Source organism: Methylobacterium durans, assembly GCF_003173715.1.
Taxonomy (GTDB): Bacteria; Pseudomonadota; Alphaproteobacteria; order Rhizobiales; family Beijerinckiaceae; genus Methylobacterium; species Methylobacterium durans.
Map to the genome: position 1 here is coordinate 1,635,725 of NZ_CP029550.1, position 21,751 is coordinate 1,657,475.

Consider the following 21,751-nt stretch of genomic DNA (forward strand, 5'->3'; position numbering starts at 1 on the left):
GGCCGCCGGCAGGCTCGGAGATCCTGCGTCCTCGCGTCCGACTTGCCCGCGCGGGCGAAGGCGCAGCCTACCCGCATCCGGGCCCGATGCCGGGGAACAAGCCGTGGACCGAGACGCGACAGCCATGCCTGCCCCTGCCCGCTCCGCGATCCGACGGGCCGCCATCCTGGCCGCCGTCGCCTCCGCCTGCGTCGCGAGCCTGCCGGCGCGGGCCATCGACGGCGGCGCCGCCGCCAGCCGCAGGGATGCCCTCGCGCAGGCGACCGTCGGGATCGGCACCGTGACCCGGCCCGACGACGTTTATCGCCTGACCCGCTGCTCGGGCGTCCTGATCAGCGCCGATCTGGTGCTCACCGCGGCCCATTGCCTGAATGGCGATCCACTCGGAGCGATCATCGTCTTCTATCGCGGCAGCGAGGCGGTGCGTCCGGTCTACACGGCCCGCGTCGTCGCCCGGTTCAGCCCCGATCCGGGCGACCTCAGCGCGAGCGCCGCGGGCATCACCCTCGCGGACCTCTCCCTCGACCTCGCGGTGCTGCGGCTGTCGGCTCCCGTGCGCGACCGGGTGCCGGTCCCCTTGGCCGCGAGCCCGCAGCGCGTGCCGAGCGCCCTGCGGATGGCCGGCGTCGGCCTCTCGGGCCGCGGCGTCGGACGCCTGCGCACGGCGCGGCTCGTGCCCCTCGCCGCGTCGAGCACGGGACTGACGATCGCGCGCGTCGACGGCGCCCGGGTCTGCCTCGGGGATTCGGGCGGGCCCGTGGTCGCGCAGGATCGGCGCGGGCTCTTCGTCTGGGGCGTTGCCAGCGCGGTGATCACCGACCGCGCAACCTGCGGCAGCCTCGTCGTCGTCGCGCCGGCGGCCCAGGTCTTCGGGGCGCGGGGCGGGCCCTCGATCGCCTCCGCCGGGCCCTGAGGTCCGACGCCGGCCACGACCTGTTAAGCCTGCAGGAAGGAGCCCGGCTGAACTGCAATCCTTTAACCGCACCTGAAGAGCTTGTGCCGTCTACTGCCTCGACGGACAGGAAGGAGTCGGCGTTGCTGCCCGGTGTGGTTGTTCTTGTCAGCGATCAGCCCAACCGCAGCGCGGCGCTGGCCGAGGCCCTGCGCGGCGTCGGGCGCTGCGAGCTGGTCGGTCCCGACGTGAACTGGTCCGCTCGGGAGACGGCCATCGCCGTCGTGACCGATCTCGACCTCACGCGGCCTGCCGCGATGCAGTGCCTGCTCGGCCTGCGCACCCAGCCCTGGGCGGAAACCTGCCCGCTTCTGTGCATCGCGCACCGCACCTCGGACAAGGCGCTGCGGCAGGCGCAGGTCCTCGGCGCCAGCGCCTGCCTGCCCTACTACGCCGAGCCGCACATCGTCGTGACGGCGCTCCTCAACCTCATCAATCCCGACGAGGGCTCGCTCAACGCCACCGTCCGCCAATGCGCCGAGCGCGCGGGCGCCGCCTTGACCGGCCTGTTCGCCACGGCCGGCACGAACGGGCGTGTCGACCTGCAGGCGATCGACACCTGTGTCGACCCGCTGCTCCTCGCCCTCAGCGACGGGGGCCTCTCGCGCTGGCTCAACACGATCCGGGCGCACGACAATGCAACCTACCAGCACTCGCTCGTGGTGGCGGGCCTCGCCGCGCAATTCGCGACGCATATCGGCTTCCCGGAGGCGCAGCGGCAGCGCCTCGTGCGGGCAGCCCTGGTCCACGACGTCGGCAAGGCGCGGATCCCGCGCGACCTGCTCCTCAAGCGCGGCTCCCTCGACGCGGCGGAAGCCGCGATCATGCGCACGCACGCGATCCTCGGCTACGAGATCCTGAGGGCGAGCGGCGGCGCCGACCCGGCGATGCTCGACGCCGTCCGCCATCACCACGAGATGCTCGACGGCAGCGGCTACCCGGATGGGATCAGCGGCGACGCGATCAGCGACGTCGTCCGCTTCCTGACGATCTGCGACATCTACGCGGCCCTGACCGAGCGCCGGTCCTACAAGCCGGCCATGACGCCGGACGAGGCGATGGGCATCCTCCAGGGCATGCAGGGCCGGATCGAGACGCGCTTCGTCCAGGCTTTCGGCAAGGCCGTGGCGCGCGCGGCATAGGCGTCCTTCGCGGGGCGACACCTAACGCTTCGTTAAGTCCAGGCCCCGGAATGACGTGTCGATGCGCCGGAGAGATCAGAATTGCACGCGCAATCGAGCACAAAAGCTGGATTTTTGTCGAGTCGAAGCCTGCCCGAGATCGATTTTAATCGAATCGCAAGCCGCCCGCCGCGACATTCCTCCGGCTGTCAGTAGGACGTCCGCATGCTCGCGCTCAGTTCGGTGGTGAACGATGTCGAGGGCGCCATCGCGAGTGGCGACCCGGCCAAGCGCGTCAGCATGCTGCGCCAGATGACGGGCCTGTTCACGGCGCAGGCGCCGCGGCTCAGCGAGGATCAGATCGGCGCCTTCGACGAGGTGATCCTGCGGCTCTCGCGCGACATCGAGACCCGCGCCCGAGCCGAATTGTCGGCGCACCTCGCGGACGTGGCCAATGCCCCGCGCCGGGTGGTGCGCAACCTCGCCTACGATCCCTCCGCGGAGGTGGCCGGCCCCGTGCTCGAGCGCTCGAACCGCCTCGAGGAGAGCGACCTCGTCCAGATCGCGAGCGGCGCCGGGCAGCAGCACCTGATGGCCCTCTCTCGCCGCAGCACGCTGGCCGAGCGCGTCACCGACGTCATCGTCTCGCGGGGCAACGAGCAGGTGGTGCGCAGCGTCGCGGGCAACCAGGGCGCCCGGTTCTCGGCCGGCGGCTTCCAGATCCTGACGACGCGGGCCCAGCAGGATTCGGAGCTGGGCCGCGTGCTGACGAAGCGCTCCGACGTGCCGGAGGCGCAGCGCGCGCAACTCGTCGCCATCGCCCGCGAGCGCGCCCGCCGAGCCCTGGCGGCGGAATTCGGCGAGAATGCCGCCGCGCAGGCGACCCTGTCGATCGCCGCGACGATGGCCGAGCCGCCGCTCGACCTCACGCCCGCCGAGGTGGCGGTGGCCTGCCACGCCAAGTACGGGCTCGACGAGGGCGCCGTGCAGACCTGGCTGACCTCCGGCGAGACCACCTACGCGCTGGTGGCGCTGGCCCGGCTCGCGGGCGTTCCCTCGGCGATCGCCCTCAACGCGCACGCTGCGCCGACCACCGACCCGCTCCTGTTCCTGGTGCGCTCGGTCCGCTTCGGCTGGAAGACGCTGAAGCTCCTCCTCGCGAGCCGCCCGGGGGCATGCCCGATGCCGAGGCGCTGCAGAGCGCCTTCCAGGCCTTCCAGGACCTCTCGGTGGCGACGGCGCAGCGCGTCGTCCGATTCACCGCCGCCCGCGACAAGCTGGAGCAGTCGAGCGCCGCCTGAGCATCGCCGCCGCGTCCGGGCGCTCCGGAACGGCTCATGCCCCGCGGCTCGCGTCCGGACCGGCACCGGCAGAGGCGACGGCCGCGTGCATCGCCGTGCAGTGCCGGACGAGATGGGGTTGCGCTGCGAGGAACTGCCTCAGCGGTGTCTCGATCGGCGAGAAGTGGATGTTGGCGAGGAAGCCGTAGAGACCGGCATCGACGCTCGTCGGGCTCGCGCCGAACAGGTAGCCGTCCGCCGGAACAAGGTTGGCGAGCACCTGGAGATCGGCGAGCCCGCGGGCATAGGCGGCGGGCGGATCGAAGCGCCCGATGCCCTGGAAGTGGTAGCGCTGGGCGTTGAAGTCCCGCGCCGCCTGCAGGTCGGCCTCGGTCAAGCTCGGATGCTCGGCGAGGAGGGCGTCCCGGAAGGCGGGCCAGTAGCGATCGTCCTTCCAGCGGCTGTAGGACATCACCCAATAGAGGTCGTCGAGCAGGCGCGCGATCATCAGACCGAGGTCGCGCTGCCGCGCCGTGAGCGCGGCGTCGAGCGTCACGCCGTAGGCGCGGGTCAGATGCGCGAGGATCGTGTCGCTGTCGCCGATCCGCTCGTCCCCGTCGGTGATGTAGGGGAGCTGCCCGCGCGGCGCGCCGGAGGCATCGACGATGTGCCGGTGGGCGAAGGGCAGGCCGGCGAGCCTCAGGAAGGCGTACACCTTGAGCCCGTAGCCGTTGTTGTCGGCGAGCCCGAACAGGTCCGGATAGGCGTAGAGCGTGATCATCGCGTGCTCCGGGTCGGCTCGGAAAGCGGCGGATCATAGCAGCTTGCCACGCCCTGCGGCCCGTTCCGGTTCCGGACCCTCAGGGCCGGGCGGGCAATCCGGAGGGTCCCGTTCGCCACCCTGCCGGCAGCCTCGGCCGACGAGTCCGGCCTCAGGCCGGCTCGTCCCGCAGGAGGTGGTAGAGAAGAATCGCCGCAACCGTCGCCGTTCCGATTCCGCCGAGCCGGAACGCGCCGAGGCTCACCGTGAAGTCGCCGGCGCCGAGGACGAGCGCCGTGCCGACCGTGAGCAGCGTCCGGCTCTGGGAGAAGTCGACCCGGTTCTCCACGAAGATCCGCCCCGCCGCGGCGGTGATCAGGCCGAAGACCACCACGGACAGGCCGCCGATCACGGGCCCCGGGATCACCAGGATCGCGGCGCCGAATTTCGGCGACAGGCCGAACAGGATGGCTACGGCGCCCGCGAGCGCGAAGACCAGAGTCGAGTAGATCCGCGTGACCGCCATCACGCCCATGTTCTCCGCGTAGGTCGTCACCCCGGTCCCGCCGAAGGCGCCCGACAGCATCGTGGCGAGGCCGTCGCCGAGGAAGGCGCGGCCGAGATACGGGTCGAGGTTGCGCCCGGTCATCGCGCCGATGGCCTTCACGTGACCGAGGTTCTCGGCGACGAGCACCAGGGCGACCGGGGCGATCAGCCAGATCGCGGACGGCTCGAAGACCGGCGCCGTGACGCTCGGCCAGCCGAACCAGGGGGCCGCGGCCACCCGCGCGACGTCGACGGGCGGGGCGAGCCCGAGGCCGTTCGCCAGGGCGGCGTACAGCAGGGTGCCGGACAGGGCCCCGATCAGCAGGGGCAGCCGCCGGGCCATTCCCGGCAGGTAGGCGGCCGCGACGCCCACCGCCGCCACGGTGAAGAGGCCGACGCCGACGTCGAGGCCGGAACCGGAGATGCCCTTCACGCCGATCGGCGCGAGGTTGAGGCCGATCGCGGCGACGATCGCCCCCGTGACGGCGGGCGGCATCAGACGGCCGATCCAGGCATCGCCGGCGAGCATGACCCCGAGGCCGATCAGCGCGTAGACCGCACCGGCCGCCACGATGCCGCCGAGGGCCACCGCGAGATTCGGGTTGGGGCCGCTGCCGCCGTAGCCGGTGGCGGCGATCACCACGGCGATGAAGGCGAAGCTGGAGCCGAGATAGCTCGGCACCCGGCCGCCGACCACGACGAAGAACAGCAGCGTCGCGATGCCGGAGAACAGGGTGGCGAGATTCGGGTCGAACCCCATCAGCACGGGCGCGAGCGCGGTCGAGCCGAACATCGCGACGACGTGCTGGAGGGCGAGCACCAGCATCTGGCCGAGGGGCGGCCGCTCGTCGGGCTGGATCACCGCGCCCCGGGCGAGCCGCCAACGCGGAAAGCCCGGCTCGAAACCCCGCCCCGTCTCCCGGTCCTGCAACCCCATGCGGCCTCTCTCCCGGCGCCTCGATCCGGGTCATTAGAACAGAGCGCGGGCGCGCCGGTCATGCCCGCGAGCGATCACGTTCGGACGCCGCCGACGTAGATAGCGATCATGGGGACCGACCGGGCCCGCGGCCCCCGTCGCGCGGCGGGCCGGAGCGAAGCGGGGGATCGGAAGTTTCCTGTCCGAACGGCGCGACGGACGATCCGGAGATCGGGCCGGCGCGAACCCGGAGGAGACGCCATGGACGAGGACCGCTTCAACATCGAGCTGCGGAAGTTCCTGAAGGAGGTCGGGGTCACCTCCCAGCGCGAGATCGAGCGCGTCGCCCGCGAGGGCCAGGTGCAGGGCGGCACGCTGAAGCTGCGCATGACCCTCACCGCCGAAAACGCGCCGCTCGACCACGTCGTCGAGCGGACGATCTCCCTCGGCGAGGACAGGGGCGAGGCGGGCTGACCGGCCTCGGAGCGGGGCGCCCCGGTCAGCGCAGCAGGAGGACGAGGATCGCGAGCACGAGGAAGGTCGCGAGCCCCGCGACGTAGACGACCCGGCTCGCGGCGGCCCGGTCCCGGGCGGGCGCCGCCGCGGGCCCGGCCCCGCCCGCGCGGGCGGGCGGCGGAGGCGCGGGCGACACGGGCGCCGCGCCACCCGCGCCCGCCGAGGGATCGGGAAGGGCCGCCGCGGGCAGGTCGGGCAGGCGCCCGGACAGCGCCCCCCGCGCCGCCTCCCGGGCGCCGCGTCGAGCTCGACCGGGACGCCCGCCTCCTCGAGTTCCAGCACGACGAGGGCGATGTCCTCGGGCCCCATCGCGTCGATGGGCAGATGCGCTTCGAGGTCGGCCGGGCCGAGCTGTCCCTTCCCCCTGCCGAGGGCGATCAGGCGGTCGAGGGCGGACCTGTCGATGCTGTGGGCCACGCGGATCCCCTCCCGGTGCGCGCTTCGGGCCGGAGGCCCCGTGCCTATACCCGGCACGATGCCCAAGTCTGGCACGATGCCTATCCCTGGCACGCGCCGGGCCCGCCCGCCACCCGGACGGCGCGGAACCGCCGGCGCGCGGCCGAGCTTTCCCCGAAGAGCCCGACCGGCGAACCCGATGCATGAGTCAGTCGGGCGAGCCGACCCCCGTCCCAACCCACAACGCCCTCCGCATGAACGGGATCACGCCGAAGACCGGCCCATCGCAAAGCCACATGGCGCGGGAGATCGCCGAGATCCCGCAGGCGGCCGCGCGCCTGTGGCCCGGTTCGGGCGAGGCGGAGCGGGTGGCGGCCACCCTGTCCCGGCGCAGCTTTCCCCTGGTCGTCCTCTGCGGCCGCGGCAGTTCCGGGCATGCGGGGATCGCACTGCGCTACCTCATCGAGACGCGGCTCGGCCTTCCGGTCTCGGCGTCCGCGCCCTCCATCGTCACGGGCTACGAGCACGTGCCGCGGGTCGCCGGCGCGCTGTTCATCGTCGTCTCGCAATCGGGCCGCAGCCCTGACCTCGTGGCGGCGACCGAGGCCGCCAAGGCCGGCGGGGCGCTGACGCTCGCCCTCGTCAACGACGCCGCCTCGCCCGTGGCCCGCGCCGCCGAGCTGGTCCTGCCGCTCGACGCGGGGCCGGAGCGCGCGGTGGCGGCGACGAAGACCGTGGTGAATTCCTTCGTCCTCGGCGCGGCCCTCGTCGCGCGCTGGGCGGGAGACCGCGCGCTCGCGGACGGCCTCGCGGCCTTGCCTGACCGGCTCGGGCAGGCGCTCGCGCTCGACTGGTCGGCCTGGAGCGCCGACCTCGCCGCGGCGCCGGCCGCCTTCGTCACGGGGCGCGGGCACGGGCTCGGCACGGTCCGGGAAATCGCGCTGAAGCTCGCCGAGACCCTGCGCCTGCCCGCCCTCGGCTACAGCGCGGCGGAGCTGCGGCACGGCCCCGCGCCGCGATCGGCCCCGCCACGCCCGTGCTCGCCCTGCGCCAGGCCGACCCGACCGCGGACGGGGTCGACCGTCTCGTCCGGGACCTGCGCCGCGACGGCCTCGCCGTGCACGCCTGCGGCGGGCCGGACGGCACCCTCCCCTGGCTGCCGGACGGACACCCGGCCTGCGATCCGATCCTGATGCTCGTGCCGGCCTACCGGGCGATCGAGCGCGAGGCCCGCCGCCGCGGCCTCGATCCCGACGCGCCGGCCGGCCTGACCAAGGTGACCGAGACGCTCTAGCGGACGGGGCCGCGATCCAAGGTCTTTTCAGCGTCCGGTCACCGGAGGCGGCGGACCCGGAGCCTCCCCGGGAGCGGGCCGGTCGCCCGCACCGCGCTGCCTTCTGGACAGCCGGGACCGAGAGATCCCCGCCCGGTGCCTCATCCCCTTCCAGCCTCGCGTTCGCGGGACGGATTCGGCAATTGCAAGATGTGGGGCGGGCCGGCATCCTCAAGCGAGCGGGAGGGCGCTCCATGAGACGGGCATCGAGACGGGCACCCGCGATGGCAATGGCCGCATGTGCCGTCGCCCTGATACCCCTCGCTGTCGGCGGTGCCGACGACGACGCCTCACCGATCTTCGACGTCAGGCTTCCCGCCGGCTACCGCGACTGGCAGTTGATCAGCGTCGCGCACGAGGCGGGCAGCCTCAACGACCTCCGCGCCGTGCTCGGAAACGACGTCGCGGTCAAGGCCTATCGGGACGGGACCCGCCCCTTCCCCGACGGCACGATCATCGGGCGATTGGCCTGGAAATACGTGCCCTCGGAGGAGAACAACGCCATCTTCGGTCAGGCGCAATCCTTCGTCCCGGGAGCCGCGACGAACATCCAGTTCAGCGTCAAGGATTCCCGGAAATACGCCGAGACGGGCGGCTGGGGCTACGGCCAGTTCGAGGACGGCAAGCCCAATCGCAGCAAGGCGCTGATGGAGACCTGCTTCCCCTGCCATGCGCGCGCGAACAAGGCGGACGATTTCGTCTTCACGCGCTACACGCCCTGAGAGCCCGGCGGCGGGCCGCACGCCACCACGGGCGGGGGCCCGAGCGCGATCCCCGCCCTCGAAACCGCAGCCGATCGCGCCGCGCGAAGCCGGACGCCGGGCGATCCGATCCGGGTTGCGATCCGCCGTCCCGGATGGCTACCAAGCCTCGCCCCGACCACGCGGGTCCGGGCCCTCACGCGTGCCAGCCAGCGAATGACATCAGCCCGCAATGCCGCGCCGTCCCCGATCACGCGGCTCCTCGCCGTGCTCTCCGTCGCCGGCTTCGCCAGCACCTTCGCCGGGCGCTCGGTGGAGCCCCTCGTCGGCGTGCTCGCCCGCGACCTCGGCAGCGATCCGCACCGGGTGGCGCTGCTCTCGACGGCCTTCGCCCTGCCCTACGCGCTGATCCAGCCGATCCTCGGACCTGTCGGCGACGCGCTCGGCAAGGAGCGGGTGATGACGGTCTGCCTCGGGATCCTGGCCGTGGCGCTCGCCGGCTGCGCCCTCACGGCCGATCTCCCCCTCCTGTTCGGCCTGCGCGTCGCGGCCGGCGCGGCGGCGGGCGGCGTCGTGCCCCTCGCCCTCGCGCTGATGGGCGACCGGGTGCCGATGCAGCGGCGGCAGGTGGCGATCGGCCGCTTCCTCGTCGCCGTGATCCTGGGCCAGCTCGCCGGGTCGACCTTCGCGGGGCTGATCGAGGGGCCGGTGGGCTGGCGCGGCGTCTTCGCGATCACGGCGGCTGTGGCGGCCGTCGGCTGCGCCGCCGCGCTCCTCGGCTTCGAGCGCGCGGCCGCGGCGCCCGCCCGCCGGCTCGCCCTCCGTAAGGCCGCGTCCCGCTACCGGGCGATCCTGGGCAACCCCCGCGCCCGGGTCCTGTTCTCGGCGGTGTTCGTCGAAGCGATCGCGGTCTTCGGGATCTTCCCCCACCTGGCTCCGCTGATCGAGGCGCGGGGCGAGGGCGGGCCGCGGGAAGCCGGCCTCGCCCTCGCGGGGTTCGCGGCCGGCGGCCTCGCCTACGCGCTCCTCGTCGCGCAGGTGCTGCGCTTCCTCGGGATGACGCGGATGCTCATCGGCGGCGGGGCGGTCTGCGCGGGCGCGCTCGTCGTGGTGGGGCTCGCCGGAAGCTGGCAGGTTGACGCCGCGGCGCTGCTCGCCCTCGGCTTCGGCTTCTACATGCTCCACAACACCTTCCAGGTTCAGGTCACCGAGGTCGCGCCGCAGGCCCGCGCCTCGGCGGTCGCCCTCCACGCCTTCTCGTTCTTCTGCGGCCAGGCCCTCGGCGTCGCGATCCTCGGCGGGGCGCTCCAGACGCTCGGCCAGTTCGGCTCGCTCGCGGCCTGCGCCGCCGTGATCCTGGCCCTCGGCTTCGCCAGCGCGCACCTCCTCGCGCGGCCGGCCCCGGGCGCCTGACGGGCCGGCCCGGAGTGTCGCCGGGCGTACGATCCGGGGCGGCCGGATTCCGGCTACGATCGGGCCCCGCGCCGGACCCCGTGAGCCGGACGGCCCCGTCCCGCAATCCGCCCATCCGAGGAGGCCGCCCTGGAACGATCGCCCCGCGCCGGAGCCGCCGCGCTCGCCTGCCTCGCGCTCCTCGCGGCCGCGAGCGCCCGCGCCGAGGCTCCGCGGGCCGAGGCGCCGCCCCCATCCGTCCCGGCCGCCCCGCCGGACGAGCCCGCCAATGTGGGCGATGCCAAGCGCGCGGCCACCGCCTATCACGAATCGGGGCGCTACGCCCGCGACCTCGCCGCAGTGGCGGCGCAGGCCGGCGCCTGGATCCGCGAGCGGGCGCCGGCCGTGGCGCGTCCCGCCCTCGTCCTCGACATCGACGACACCGCCCTGTCGAACTGGGAGATCATCCGGGCCGACGATTTCGGCCGCGTCTTCGGCGGCCCCTGCGAGGCGCTGCCGGAGGGCCCCTGCGGCTGGGTAAACTGGGACCTGATGGGCCGCAGCCCGGCGCTCGCCCCCACCTTCAGCCTCTACAACCTGGCGCGGGCGAGCGGCGTGGCGGTGTTCTTCATCACCGGGCGCGACGAGCCGCAGCGCAGCGCGACGGAGCGCAACCTGAAGGAGCAGGGATACGGCGATCACGCGGACCTCGACATGCCGGCCTTCGGGAGCCGCTACGCCTCCGCGGCGGATTTCAAGGCGCCCCGCCGCGCCGCGATCGAGGCGGCCGGCTACACCATCATCGCCAATGTCGGCGACCAGCCCTCGGACCTCGCCGGAGGGCATGCCGAGCGCGCCTTCCTCCTGCCGAACCCGTTCTACCGCATCCCGTGACGCGCCCTCCCCGACAGCCGGACCGTCGCGCTTCCGCCGCACTGACCTGCTGCTAAGGCGGCCGAGCCCCCTGCCCGGAGTCCCGCCCGTGTCCCCACTCGTAAGCCGGCGAGCCACGCGACGCGCGGTGCGCCGGTTCTCCACCGGCCTCACGAAGATCCTCAAATCGTCGGCCAAGCTCAGCGAGGCCGCGGCCCGCGAGGGTCGGAAGACGGTCCGCGAGGCCCGCAAGGCGGTGAAGGCACTCGCGGAGGAGCCGGCAACCCGGGTGCCGGGCCGCTTCGTCACGGTCGACGGCCTGCGCGTCCACTACATCGCGCGCGGCAAGGGGCGCCCCGTCGTGCTGATCCACGGCAACGGGACGATGGCGGAGGATTTCGTCATCAGCGGCCTCGTCGACCGGCTCGCGAAAAGCTACCGGGTGATCGCGATCGACCGTCCGGGCTTCGGCCACACCGAGCGGCCGCGGCATCGCGTCTGGACGGCCTCGGCCCAGGCGCGGCTCGTCCACCGCGCGCTGGAGGCGCTCAACGTCGAGCGCCCCGTCATCGTCGGCCATTCCTGGGGCACGCTCGTCTCGCTCGCCCTGGCCGCCGAGGAATGGCGGGCGCTGCGCGGGCTCGTCCTCCTGTCGGGGTTCTACTTCCCGGCCCGGCGCGCCGACGTGACGATGATCGCGCCGCTCGCCATCCCGGGCGTGGGCGACGCCGTCCGCTCGCTGACGCCCGCCACGGTCGGGCATCTCCTCGCGCCGCACGTCTTCCGCCACGTCTTCAAGCCGCAGCCCGTGCCGGCCCGCTTCACGGCCCGGTTCCCGGTCGGGATCTCGATCCACCCGACCCAGAGCCGCGCCAGCGCCGAGGACACCGCCACCATGAACGCGGCGGCCGGGCTGCTGCAGGCGCGCTACGCCGACCTGCGCCTGCCGGTCGCGATCCTGAGCGGCGACGCGGACGCGATCGTCGATCCCGCCGAGCAATCCGAGCGCCTGCACCGGGCGGTGGCGGGCAGCACCCTGACGATCCTACCCGGGCTCGGCCACATGGTCCATTACGCGGCCCAGGCTAAGATCGGGCAGGCGGTGGATGCCCTGATGGCGTCGACGGGCAAGAGTCTGCGCTGGACCTGAGCCTGCGCCGGACCTGGGGCCGCGCCGGACCTGGGGCCGCGCCGGACCTGGGGCCGCGCCCGGCGGTCATTGCAGCAGGAACCGCTCCGGCCGGACGGATTGCGGCACGGGCTCGCCGAGGGCGTCGAGGACGATGCCGTCGACGGTCTGCAGGAGCGCGTTCAGGGGCAGGTCGTTCGCCTCCAGGCCGAAGGGCTCCTCCAATTCGTCGCCGAGCGCGTCGAGGCCGAAGAACGTGTAGGCGACGAGCGCCGTCACCAGGGGCGTCATCCAGCCGAGCGAAGTGGCGAGACCGAAGGGCAGAAGGGCGCAGTAGAGCCACGAGGTCCGGTAGATCAGGAGCGTGTAGGCGAAGGGCAGCGGCGTGCCCTTGATGCGCTCGCAGGCCGCCTGGATCTCGGAGAGCGCCGCGAGCTTGGCCTCGAAGACGCCGTAGAGCACGTCGCTGATCGCGCCGGCCCGGCACGCCTCGCCGAGATCCGCGGCGAGGGCGCGCAGCACCGCGTCCGCCGGGTCCGGGCGGGCCGCCAGCGCGGCCGCCTCGTCCTCGGGCAGCCAGGGCGCCGCCGCCGCGCGCGGATCGGCCGAGCGGAGGGCGGCGTGGAGGGCGTGGGCGAAACCGGCGAGGCGCCGCAGGACCCGCCGCCGCCGCGCCGCCTGCTCGGGCTCGGGCAGGAGCGCCAGTGTGGTGCGCGCGAGGCCGCGCACGGCGACGACGAGCAGGCCCCATTGCTTGCGCGCCTCCCACCAGCGCTCGTAGCAGGCGTTGTTGCGGAAGCTCAGGAAGATCGAGAGGGCGAGGCCCACCAGCGTGAACGGCGCGACGCCGGCATGGAGGGCGAGGAGATCCGGCAAGTGCTGCTCCGCCGCGACCACGAGGCAGGCGACGAGGGTGACGAACAGGATCTTCGGCGCCACCTGCGGCAGGATCGAGCCGTGCAGCGTGAAGAGAATGGCGAACGGACCCGGACGGGGGCGGACGATCATCTGGCCTCGGCCTCACACACGGGCGTCGGGCTGACGCCCTGACAGAAGGAGTTCCTCGGCGCCATGCCGGTTCGAGCAAAACCGGTGCACCGCGACGGGCGGCGCGGGCACAGTCTCACTTTCACGGTTAGGCGACCAATGTTCATGATACGCTTCAGGCTCGCTCGCACGTTCTCGCACAGGCCATTGAAACGATTGCAGTCGCGCAAATAGGTTGCGCCCACCGAAACACGGACCCAAGCTTTTACAAATCTGACACAAATTCACCTCGGCCCTCTCGAATACGGGCGAAATGGACCTGTGTCGCTCATTTGTTAACGCCATCTTTTATGCACCACGCTATCGGCAGCTGCGTTTCGTGATGCGTGAGAGAATCGTGACCTTCCCCGGCTCCGAGTATGTGATCGACGCCCCCGACACGGACTGGAACTACGAGCCGGCCCGCGAGGAGCTGTTCAGGTCCCTCCGGTCCCCGCTCTACACGACCGACGCGCAGGGGTGGCTCACCTATTACAACGAGGCCGCGGCGGCCCTGTGGGGCTACCGCCCGACGCTGGGCACGGCCCGGTGGTGCGGGTCCTGGCGCATCTTCACGACCGACGGCGCCCCCCTCCCCCTCGACCGGTGCCCGATGGCCGTCGCGCTCAAGGAGGGGCGCCCGGTGCGCGGCGTCCAGGCCGTGCTGGAGCGGCCGGACGGCTCGCGCCAGCCGTTCATGCCCTACCCGACGCCGCTCTACGACCGGACGGGGCGCTTGATCGCCGGCTCCAACATCCTGCTGCCGCTGCGCTGAGCGTCGCCCCGGCCGGCTCCCCGAGGGAGCCAAACGCCGTCTCGGCACTTATCGTGGCGATGCGCGTCCGGACCGGGCGCGAAAGCCGGATGGATGTCATGCGAACCCGCTCCAAGCTCGGCCTCGCGGCTCTGGCCGTCCTGCTCCTCGGCGGAGCGGCCTTCGTCCGCTTCATCGTCTATCCGGAGCACGCGACCCTCGACGCGTCGGCGGGCCAGGGCGCGAGCCCGACGCTGCCGGCGCCCAACCCGACCCTGATGCCGACCGTCAACATCGCCCGCGTCGCGCGCTGGGAGAAGGGCGCCAAGCCGCAGGCCGCGGCCGGGCTGCAGGTCGCGGCCTTCGCGGACGGCTTCGACCATCCGCGCTGGCTCTACCTGCTGCCGAACGGCGACGTGCTGGTGGCCGAGGCCAACAAGCCGCAGACCGACGACCCGTCCACGGGCGTCGCCGACTGGGTGGCCGACAAGGTCAAGGGCTTCGCCGGCGCGGGCGTGAAGAGCCCCGACCGCATCGTGCTCCTGCGCGACAAGGACGGCGACGGCGTAGCGGAGGAGCGGCACGTCTTCCTGAAGGGGCTGCACTCGCCCTTCGGCATGGCGCTCGTCGGCGGCGACCTCTACGTGGCGAACGCCGACGCCCTCGTGAAGGTGCCCTACCAGCCGGGCCAGACGGAGATCACGGCGACGCCCGAGAAGGTCGCCGACCTGCCCGCCGGCATCAACCACCACTGGACCAAGAACGTCATCGCGAGCCCGGACGGCCAGAAGCTCTTCGTGACGGTGGGCTCGAACAGCAACGTCGGCGAGAACGGCCTCGACCTGGAGAAGGGCCGCGCCGCGATCTGGGAATACACGGTCGCGACGAAGCAGATGCGCGAATACGCGACGGGCCTGCGCAACCCGAACGGCCTCGCCTTCGAGCCGTCGACGGGCAAGCTCTGGACCGCGGTCAACGAGCGCGACGAGATCGGCAGCGACCTCGTGCCCGATTACGTGACCTCGGTGCAGGAGGGCGGCTTCTACGGATGGCCCTGGGCCTATTGGGGCCAGCACGTCGACGAGCGGGTGCAGCCGCCTCGCCCCGATCTCGTCGCCAAGGCGCTGACGCCCGACTATGCGGTGGGCACCCACACCGCCTCGCTCGGCATCGCCTTCGCGATGGATTCGAAGCTGCCCGAGGCGTGGCGCAGCGGCCTGTTCGTGGCCCAGCACGGCTCCTGGAACCGCCGCCCGAAGAGCGGCTACAAGGTGATCTACGTCCCCTTCAAGGACGGCAAGCCCGCCGGCCAGCCCGTCGACGCGCTCACCGGCTTCCTCAACGCCGACGAGAAGGCGCAGGGGCGCCCGGTCGGGGTGATCCTCGACAAGTCGGGCGCGCTCCTCGTGTCGGACGACGTCGGCAAGACGGTGTGGCGGGTGAGCGCGGGCAGTGAGCGGTACTAGGGGGCGGAACTCGACACTTGGTGCCCACCCGCGAGGGGCTGTTTGCGACCGATTGTGTTGAAAAACTCGGGTGTTGCGGCGGTAGTCGTGAGGTGATTCACTTCTGTCGAGAGACGGAGACCGAAGCAGATGATGGGACCTCGGCAAGTCGAGCAGGGTGCCCTGTTCTACGAGTTCTCGCTCGATACACATATCCCAGCCGACCATCTGCTGCGCGCCATCGACCGCTTCGTTGACCTGTCGGGTCTACGCGCGCACCTGCAGCCGTTCTACAGCTCGACGGGCCGGCCCTCGGTCGACCCCGAGTTGATGATCCGCATGCTGCTCATCGGCTACTGCTTCGGCATCCGATCCGAGCGCCGCCTGTGCGACGAGGTCCACCTCAATCTCGCCTATCGCTGGTTCTGCCGGCTCGGGCTCGACGGCCGGGTGCCGGACCATTCGACCTTCTCCAAGAACCGCCATGGCCGCTTCCGCGACAGCGACCTGCTGCGCTGCTTGTTCGAGACCGTGCTCGCCCGCTGCATCGCCGAGGGGCTCGTGGGCGGCGAGGGCTTCGCGGTCGACGCCAGCCTTATCAAGGCTGATGCCAACCGGCAGAAGGGTGTTGAGGGTACGAACGGCCTGCCACCCGAGAGCGTCAGCCGCGCCGCCCGGGAGTACCTGGCTGTGCTCGACGACGCCGCGTTCGGAGCTGCGACGCCGGTCGTGCCTAAGCTCGTTTCCCCCGCCGACCCGGCCGCGCGCTGGACGGGTGCGGACGGTGGGCTGGCCTACTTCGCCTACGCGGCCAACTACCTGATCGACCTCGACCACGCGGTCATCGTGGACGTCGAGCCGACCACCGCGATCCGGCAGGCCGAGGTCACGGCCGCCAAGCGCATGATCGTGCGCTCGCGCGAGCGCTTCGACCTCTACCCGGCCCGGCTCGCCGGTGACAGCGGTTACGGCTCGGCCGCGATGCTGGGCTGGCTCGCCCACGAGCAGGGCATCGAGCCGCACATCCCCGTCTTCGATAAGTCCGAGCGCCGCGACGGCACCTTCAGCCGGTCGGCCTTCACCTACGACCCTGGCGCCGACGCCTACACCTGCCCGGCCGGCAAGCACCTGCGGCAACGCCAGAAGGTCTATCGGTCACCGCCCCCGCTCGTCGACGCAGACGGGATGCTGCGCTACCGCGCGAGCAAGTACGACTGCGAAGCTTGCGCGCTGAAGCCACGATGCTGCCCCAACGCATCCGCCCGCAAGATCCCACGCTCGATCCACGAGGGCGCCCGGCAGATGGCGCGCGACATCTGCGCCTCGGAGGCGGGCCGTACCTCGCGGCGTGAGCGCAAGAAGGTCGAGATGCTGTTTGCCCACCTTAAGCGGATCCTGCGGCTGGATCGGCTTCGGTTGCGGGGGCCAGACGGGGCCCGAGACGAGTTCCACCTCGCGGCCGCCGCCCAGAACCTATGGAAGCTGGCCAAGCTGATCCCGCTGGGGCAGCCGAGCCTAGCCTGACCGGCTGGCGGGAGCCCCCCCGGCCAAGCACCCGGTCAAATCTCAATCCAGGCCAACCGCGAGTTTTTCAACGAAATCGACCCGTAGCGGACGTTGAACATCGACCGCGAGCCGATGGCCCTACGTCTTCTCGAGCATATGGCGTAGGCTCGCCGCATGGGATTACTGACCTTCAGCATCAACGTCACCCTGGACGGCTGCGTCGACCACAGGGAGGGAATCGCTGACGACGAGACGCACGCGTTCTTCACCCGCCTCTTGGACGAGGGCGGGGCGATGCTGTGGGGCCGCATCACCTACGAGATGATGGAGGGCTACTGGCCCGCGGTCGCTCGCGGAGACGTGGAGGCGCCGCCGGCGATCCGCGAATGGGCGGTCAAGCTGGAGGCCAAGCCGAAATACGTGGTGTCCTCGACGCGGAAGGCCTTCCCGTGGACCAACAGCCACCACATGGCCGACGACCTGCGAACAGGCGTGCAGAGGCTCAAGGACGCGACTCCGGCGGGCGTGCTCCTCGGTAGCGGCAAACTCGCGACCGAGCTGGACCGGCTGGATCTGATCGATGAGTACAAGCTCCTCGTCCATCCCAGGATCGCTGGCCACGGCCCGACCCTGTACCAGGGCGGGCTGCCCAACACGCGACGGCTCGAGCTGGTCTCGGCGACGCCGCTCCGCAATGGCGCGGTCGCCCTGCATTACCGCCGCGAACGCTGACGTCAGCGGACTTCGCGAGCGGGTACCAAGTGTCGGATCTCGGCGACGAGGGGGCGGAATCCGACGGCTTGCGCCCGCTGCTGGAGCGCGTCCGACCTCAGGGGTCTCTCGTCTGGCGACGCGCGTCGACCCCGTGCCACTGGCACGACGGGCGCCGGCCGCTAGAGTGGGGCCGACCGAGATCGAGCCGGAGCCGCCGATGTACGCCGAGGGAGGCTGGAAACCGTCCTGGGAGCCGCCCCGCAAGCCCCGGCTCACCAAGCGCCAGGAGCGCGTGCTCCTGTGGCTGATCGCCGTGAACCTCCTGCTCCTGCTCATCGCGCCGATCGGCGGCGCGACCCTCATCCACGCCGTCCTCGCGATGCTGCGGCACGGGTAGCGCCCGAAGGGGACACGGTTCCCGAGGGCGGCGGGGCGCTCGCTGCGCTCAGAACATCCCGTTCGGGTTGGCCGAGGTTTCGGGCAGGACCTGGAGCACGTCCCAGTGCTCGACGATCCTGCCGCGATCATCGAGCCGGAAGATATCGATGGCCGCGTAGTCGTGGCTGCCCGGCCAGTGCTGGAAACAGTGCAGCACGACCAGATCGCCCTCGGCAATGGCCCGCTTCACCTCGACCCGCTTGCCCGGCCACTCGCGCGCCATGCGCTCGAAATAGGCGATGAAGCCGTCCTTGCCGGTCGCCACGTGCGGGTTGTGCTGGATGTACGCGTCGCCGACATAGCGCTCGACCGCATCGCGCGGCCGGCAATCGTTGAACATCAGCTCGTAGAAGGCGATCACGTTCGCCTTGTTCTGCGCAAGGTCGGTCATGCTGCTCCCCGAACGTCCGAGCCCCGTCCTGGCCCTCCGATTCCCGGACGCCCGATCCCCGAGAATCGGCGGACGGCGGGACAATGGCCCGTCACCGACCGGCCTCGCGCGCGTCCTGAAGCCGGCGCAGGAATGCGTCGGCGAGCGCGCCCCGCTCGACCGGATCCTCGCTCGCGCGGCGTAGGATGACGCGCGCGCCGTTCACCGCAAGGTCCGGCACCGTGTCCGGGTCCGGCAGCCGGTGGCCCGGCCGGAAATCGGCCGCCAGCGCCTGCGGCCCAGCCGTGAAGCGCGCGATGCCGAGGCCGGCGCAGCCGACCCGCAGCCGCGCCCGGGTGAACAGCGCCTCGACCGGCTCGGGGAGCCGGCCGAACCGGTCCTCGACCTCGTCGCGCAGGGCCTCGACCTCCTCCGCCCCGCGCAGCCGCAGCAGGCGGGTGTAGAGGCTCAGACGGATCTCGGGCTCGGGCACGTAATCGGCGGGCAGGCGGCCGCCGAGCCCGATCCGGATCTCGGGGCTCCAATCCTCGACCGCCTCACCCTTCGCGGCGCGCAGGGCGAGGTGGAGGAGATGCTGGTAGAGGCCGAGGCCGACCAGCTTGACGTGGCCCGCCTGGCTCTCGCCGACGAGGTCGCCCGCCCCGCGCAGGTCGAGGTCGCGGGCGCTGATCGCGAAGCCCGCCCCGAGCCGGTCGAGCGCCTCCAGCGTCCGCAGGCGCTTCTCGGCGGCGGCCGAGAACGGCCTCTCCGGCCGGCCGAACAGGTGGACGAGCCCGCGCCGCTGCCCGCGCCCGACCCGGCCCCGCAATTGATGGAGCTGCGCGAGCCCGAAGCGCTCCGCGTCCCAGACGAGCATGGTGTTGGCGCGCGGCACGTCGAGGCCGCTCTCGATGATGCTGGTGGCCAGGAGCACGTCGCCCTCGCCCTCCGCGAAGCGCACGAAGACCTCGTCCATCGCGGAGGGCTTCAGGTTGCCGTGCGCCGTGACGATCCCGAGTTCCGGCACCAGGGCGCGCAGCGTCTCGGCCAGGGGACCGAGATCCTCGATCCGGGGACAGACCACGAAGCTCTGGCCGCCGCGCCGGTGCTCGCGCTGCAGGGCGGCCCGGACGAGATCGGGGTCGAATGGGCCGATCACCGTGCGGATCGGCTGGCGCACCGCGGGCGGCGTCGCGATCACGCTCAGTTCCTGCAGCCCCACCAGCGCGGCCTGCAGGGTGCGCGGGATCGGCGTCGCGCTCAGGGTGAGGACGTGGCAGTTCTCGGCGGCCTTGCGCAGGCCGGCCTTCAGCTTGGCGCCGAAGCGCTGCTCCTCGTCGATGATCGTGAGGCCGAGATCGTGGAAGCGCACGCCCCGGCCCGCGAGCGCCTGGGTGCCGACGACGAGGCGCACGGAGCCGTCCGCGATCCGTTGCCGGACCCGCTTCGCCTCGGCCGGGGAGACGAGGCGGGACAATTGGGCCACCTCGACGCCGAAACGGGCGAAGCGGCGCCGGAAGGTCTCGACGTGCTGGCGCACCAGCACGGTGGTCGGCGCCATCACCGCCACCTGCCGCCCCGCGAAGATCGCGGCCGCAGCGGCCCGCAGCGCCACCTCGGTCTTGCCGAAGCCGACATCGCCGCAGACCAGCCGGTCCATCAGGCGCGTCCCGGCGAGATCGGCGAGCGACGCCTCGACGGCGCGGGCCTGATCGGCCGTCAGCGTGTGCCCGAAGCCGGCTGCGAAGCGCTCCATCTGCCGGTCCGGCGCCGCAATCCGAGGGGCGGCCCTCTCGCGCCGCTCCTGGGCGGTCCTCACCATCACCCGGGCGGTCCGGGCGAGCGTCGCCTCGGCCTCCAGGCGCCGCCGTCCCCAGGTGCCGCCGTCGAGCCGGTCGAGCGAGACGGCCTCAGGCTCCGGGCCGTAGCGCCAGATCCGGTCGGCCTGGGACACCGGCACCATCAGGATGGAATCGTCGGCAAAGCGCAGCCGCAGGGCCTCCTCGCCCGCGCCGTCGCCGGTGCCGACCGTCTCCAGCCCCTCGAACACGCAGAGGCCGTGCTCGCGATCGACGGCGACGTCCCCGATCCGCAGGTCCACCTCGCCGATCGGCAGGATGGCGGCCGGCCGGGCCCCCGGCGCGCCGAGGGTCCCGAAGAGGTCGGCGGCGGCCACGAATGTGACGTCGGCTTGCGGGACCCGGAAGCCCGCCTCGACCGGCGCCTCGATCGCCAGGATCTCGCCGGGCTCGGCCGCCACGGCCTCGGCCCACGCATCGATGAGGCGCACGCGTCGTCCGGTCGCCCGGTCGGCCTCGCGCACCAGGCGGCGCAGGGGGTGCCGCGGCCCGGTGAGGACGACGCGCGCCCCGGACTCGACCGCGCCGGCGAGGGCCTTGGCGAAGGCGGCCCCCGGCCGCCGCTCGCGGACGAAGACCGGCCCGGCGACGGATTCCTGGCCGTCCGCGACGGCCTCCGCCAGCGCCCGCGCCTCGCGCAGCGCCGCCCACTCCCCCGGGCGAGATAGAGGCCCGGCCGCACGGCCTCGCCCGCCTCCCCGACCTGCTCGAAGAAGGCGGCCACCCGCTCCTCGGCCCCCGCCTCGACCACGAGCCGGGCCTCCGGGACGTAGTCGAGGAGGGTGCTGAGCGCGGGGTAGAAATCCGGCAGGCGGTGCTCCTGGCCGGTGAACGGCTCCGGCCTGTCCGCGTCGGGCGCCCGGATGATCTCGCTCGCCGGATCGATGACGAGACACTGCGACGCGACGAGCGAGCGCTGCGAGACCGGATCGTAGGAGCGGATCGACATGACGTGCCCGGCCTCGTGCTCGATGCGGCAGGGCCGCTCGGCCGCGGCGGGGAACACGTCGACGGTCCGCCCCCAGACCGCGACCTCGCCGGGCTCGTCGACCCGGTCGTCGAGGATGTAGCCGAGGCGCCGCAGCGCCGTCGTCATCCCGTCCGGGTCGAACGCGTCGCCGACCCGGATCTCGACGCGCGCCGAGGCCCAGGTCTCCGGCGGCGGCACGCGCTGGAGGAGCGCCGGGGCCGTGGTGAGGACGAGATCCGGCAGGGCATCGCCGTCGGTGAGCCAGCGCAGGACGCCGGCGCGCGTGCCCATCGTGCCCCGCGACGGCGAGACGCGGTCGCCGGGCAGGCAATCCCATTCGGGATAGACCGCCACGTCGCATTCGGGAGCCAGCGCCCGCAGGATCGCGGCGAGCGTGCCGAGATGCTGGGCGTCGCGCGCCACGTGGATCAGGGGCGCGGCCGATCCCGCGAGGCCGAGGAGCGCGACGGCGAGCGCCCCCGTCGGCACGAGGGGCGCGACCGGCGCGGCGGCATCGGCGTCCCGGTCCGCCCTCGTCTTTCGCTTGGCCATCGACGCTCCGAACTCGATTTCTGGTTGCATTGGCTGCGGTGAACGCGGCGCGACGCCCCGGGCTCCGCTTCGACATCGCCGCGGCCTCCGACGCATCTTCGGTCGATCGATCGCGGGCCCATCACCGGCCCGGTCTCGCGCGCGGCGAGGGCTTGCGCGAGGACGCGACCCTGCGAAGGTGCGACGCGGCGGCCGGGCCGAT

Annotated in this window: 18 protein-coding genes and 4 pseudogenes; 15 read left to right on the forward strand and 7 right to left on the reverse strand. The window is 72.5% G+C overall.

Going from position 1 to position 21,751, the window contains the following annotated elements:
- The first annotated feature begins 124 nt into the window (after positions 1-124).
- The 4 genes and pseudogenes from DK389_RS07600 to DK389_RS34925 all read left to right on the forward strand — a co-directional run bounded on the left by DK389_RS07600 (position 125) and on the right by DK389_RS34925 (position 3,374).
- On the forward strand, positions 125-913 hold the full coding sequence (locus DK389_RS07600; RefSeq protein WP_109888556.1) for a trypsin-like serine protease: 789 nt from the start codon (positions 125-127) through the stop codon (positions 911-913).
- 122 nt (positions 914-1,035) lie between these two features.
- Positions 1,036-2,094: an HD-GYP domain-containing protein gene (locus DK389_RS07605; RefSeq protein WP_109888558.1), complete on the forward strand. Its 1,059-nt coding sequence runs from the start codon at positions 1,036-1,038 to the stop codon at positions 2,092-2,094.
- A 291-nt stretch (positions 2,095-2,385) separates the two neighbouring features.
- A pseudogene (locus DK389_RS35530) lies at positions 2,386-3,201 on the forward strand (DUF2336 domain-containing protein); the annotation flags it as partial.
- 47 nt (positions 3,202-3,248) lie between these two features.
- Positions 3,249-3,374 carry a hypothetical protein gene (locus DK389_RS34925; protein WP_257791932.1) on the forward strand — a complete coding sequence of 42 codons (126 nt, stop codon included), beginning with the start codon at positions 3,249-3,251 and terminating at the stop codon, positions 3,372-3,374.
- Positions 3,375-3,408: 34 nt separating this feature from the next.
- On the opposite strand, the gene DK389_RS07615 is transcribed toward DK389_RS34925, so the two are convergent.
- Together DK389_RS07615 and DK389_RS07620 are read right to left on the reverse strand one after the other, a co-directional pair.
- Positions 3,409-4,134: a glutathione S-transferase C-terminal domain-containing protein gene (locus tag DK389_RS07615; protein ID WP_109888560.1), complete on the reverse strand. Its 726-nt coding sequence runs from the start codon at positions 4,132-4,134 to the stop codon at positions 3,409-3,411.
- A 151-nt stretch (positions 4,135-4,285) separates the two neighbouring features.
- Positions 4,286-5,596, reverse strand: coding sequence for a solute carrier family 23 protein (locus tag DK389_RS07620; protein ID WP_109888561.1), 1,311 nt, complete (start codon positions 5,594-5,596; stop codon positions 4,286-4,288).
- Between the two features lie 240 nt (positions 5,597-5,836).
- Here DK389_RS07620 and DK389_RS07625 point away from each other — a divergent pair, with 240 nt between their 5' ends.
- Positions 5,837-6,049: a DUF6494 family protein gene (locus DK389_RS07625; RefSeq protein ID WP_109888563.1), complete on the forward strand. Its 213-nt coding sequence runs from the start codon at positions 5,837-5,839 to the stop codon at positions 6,047-6,049.
- 25 nt (positions 6,050-6,074) lie between these two features.
- Here DK389_RS07625 and DK389_RS32130 read toward each other — a convergent pair whose 3' ends face one another.
- The gene (locus DK389_RS32130) at positions 6,075-6,227 is read right to left on the reverse strand and encodes a hypothetical protein (RefSeq protein ID WP_162560547.1); all 153 of its coding nucleotides are present in this window, start codon (positions 6,225-6,227) and stop codon (positions 6,075-6,077) included.
- A 173-nt stretch (positions 6,228-6,400) separates the two neighbouring features.
- Positions 6,401-6,601 (reverse strand): annotated as a pseudogene (locus tag DK389_RS35535) (hypothetical protein); the annotation flags it as partial.
- Between the two features lie 182 nt (positions 6,602-6,783).
- Between DK389_RS35535 and DK389_RS07635 the strand changes: the two are divergent.
- The 5 genes and pseudogenes from DK389_RS07635 to DK389_RS07655 all read left to right on the forward strand — a co-directional run bounded on the left by DK389_RS07635 (position 6,784) and on the right by DK389_RS07655 (position 11,936).
- Positions 6,784-7,781, forward strand: a pseudogene (locus DK389_RS07635) (SIS domain-containing protein).
- Between the two features lie 263 nt (positions 7,782-8,044).
- A complete protein-coding gene (locus DK389_RS07640) occupies positions 8,045-8,542 on the forward strand; it encodes a cytochrome P460 family protein (protein ID WP_236960718.1) in 498 nt (165 codons plus the stop codon).
- 195 nt (positions 8,543-8,737) lie between these two features.
- Positions 8,738-9,934, forward strand: a complete 1,197-nt coding sequence (locus DK389_RS07645; protein ID WP_109888567.1) for an MFS transporter — start codon at positions 8,738-8,740, stop codon at positions 9,932-9,934.
- Positions 9,935-10,204: 270 nt separating this feature from the next.
- On the forward strand, positions 10,205-10,807 hold the full coding sequence (locus DK389_RS07650; RefSeq protein ID WP_236960720.1) for an HAD family acid phosphatase: 603 nt from the start codon (positions 10,205-10,207) through the stop codon (positions 10,805-10,807).
- Between the two features lie 88 nt (positions 10,808-10,895).
- Positions 10,896-11,936: an alpha/beta fold hydrolase gene (locus tag DK389_RS07655; RefSeq protein ID WP_236960721.1), complete on the forward strand. Its 1,041-nt coding sequence runs from the start codon at positions 10,896-10,898 to the stop codon at positions 11,934-11,936.
- Positions 11,937-12,002: 66 nt separating this feature from the next.
- On the opposite strand, the gene DK389_RS07660 is transcribed toward DK389_RS07655, so the two are convergent.
- A complete protein-coding gene (locus DK389_RS07660) occupies positions 12,003-12,923 on the reverse strand; it encodes a bestrophin family protein (RefSeq protein ID WP_109888573.1) in 921 nt (306 codons plus the stop codon).
- Positions 12,924-13,284: 361 nt separating this feature from the next.
- On the opposite strand from DK389_RS07660, the gene DK389_RS07665 reads away from it, so the two are divergent.
- The 5 genes from DK389_RS07665 to DK389_RS07685 all read left to right on the forward strand — a co-directional run bounded on the left by DK389_RS07665 (position 13,285) and on the right by DK389_RS07685 (position 17,757).
- Complete coding sequence (locus tag DK389_RS07665; RefSeq protein WP_236960723.1) at positions 13,285-13,716, forward strand: hypothetical protein; 432 nt, start codon at positions 13,285-13,287, stop codon at positions 13,714-13,716.
- 98 nt (positions 13,717-13,814) lie between these two features.
- Complete coding sequence (locus DK389_RS07670; protein ID WP_109896127.1) at positions 13,815-15,161, forward strand: PQQ-dependent sugar dehydrogenase; 1,347 nt, start codon at positions 13,815-13,817, stop codon at positions 15,159-15,161.
- A 129-nt stretch (positions 15,162-15,290) separates the two neighbouring features.
- The gene (locus tag DK389_RS07675) at positions 15,291-16,664 is read left to right on the forward strand and encodes a transposase (protein WP_109887477.1); all 1,374 of its coding nucleotides are present in this window, start codon (positions 15,291-15,293) and stop codon (positions 16,662-16,664) included.
- 156 nt (positions 16,665-16,820) lie between these two features.
- Positions 16,821-17,378, forward strand: coding sequence for a dihydrofolate reductase family protein (locus DK389_RS07680; protein WP_109888575.1), 558 nt, complete (start codon positions 16,821-16,823; stop codon positions 17,376-17,378).
- 199 nt (positions 17,379-17,577) lie between these two features.
- A complete protein-coding gene (locus DK389_RS07685) occupies positions 17,578-17,757 on the forward strand; it encodes a hypothetical protein (RefSeq protein ID WP_109896129.1) in 180 nt (59 codons plus the stop codon).
- Between the two features lie 48 nt (positions 17,758-17,805).
- Here the strand turns inward: DK389_RS07685 and DK389_RS07690 are convergent, their stop codons facing one another.
- Entirely contained in the window at positions 17,806-18,189 is a 384-nt protein-coding gene (locus DK389_RS07690) for a nuclear transport factor 2 family protein (protein WP_109888577.1), read from the reverse strand.
- A 91-nt stretch (positions 18,190-18,280) separates the two neighbouring features.
- Positions 18,281-21,549 (reverse strand): annotated as a pseudogene (locus tag DK389_RS07695) (helicase-related protein).
- Between the last annotated feature and the right edge of the window lie 202 nt (positions 21,550-21,751).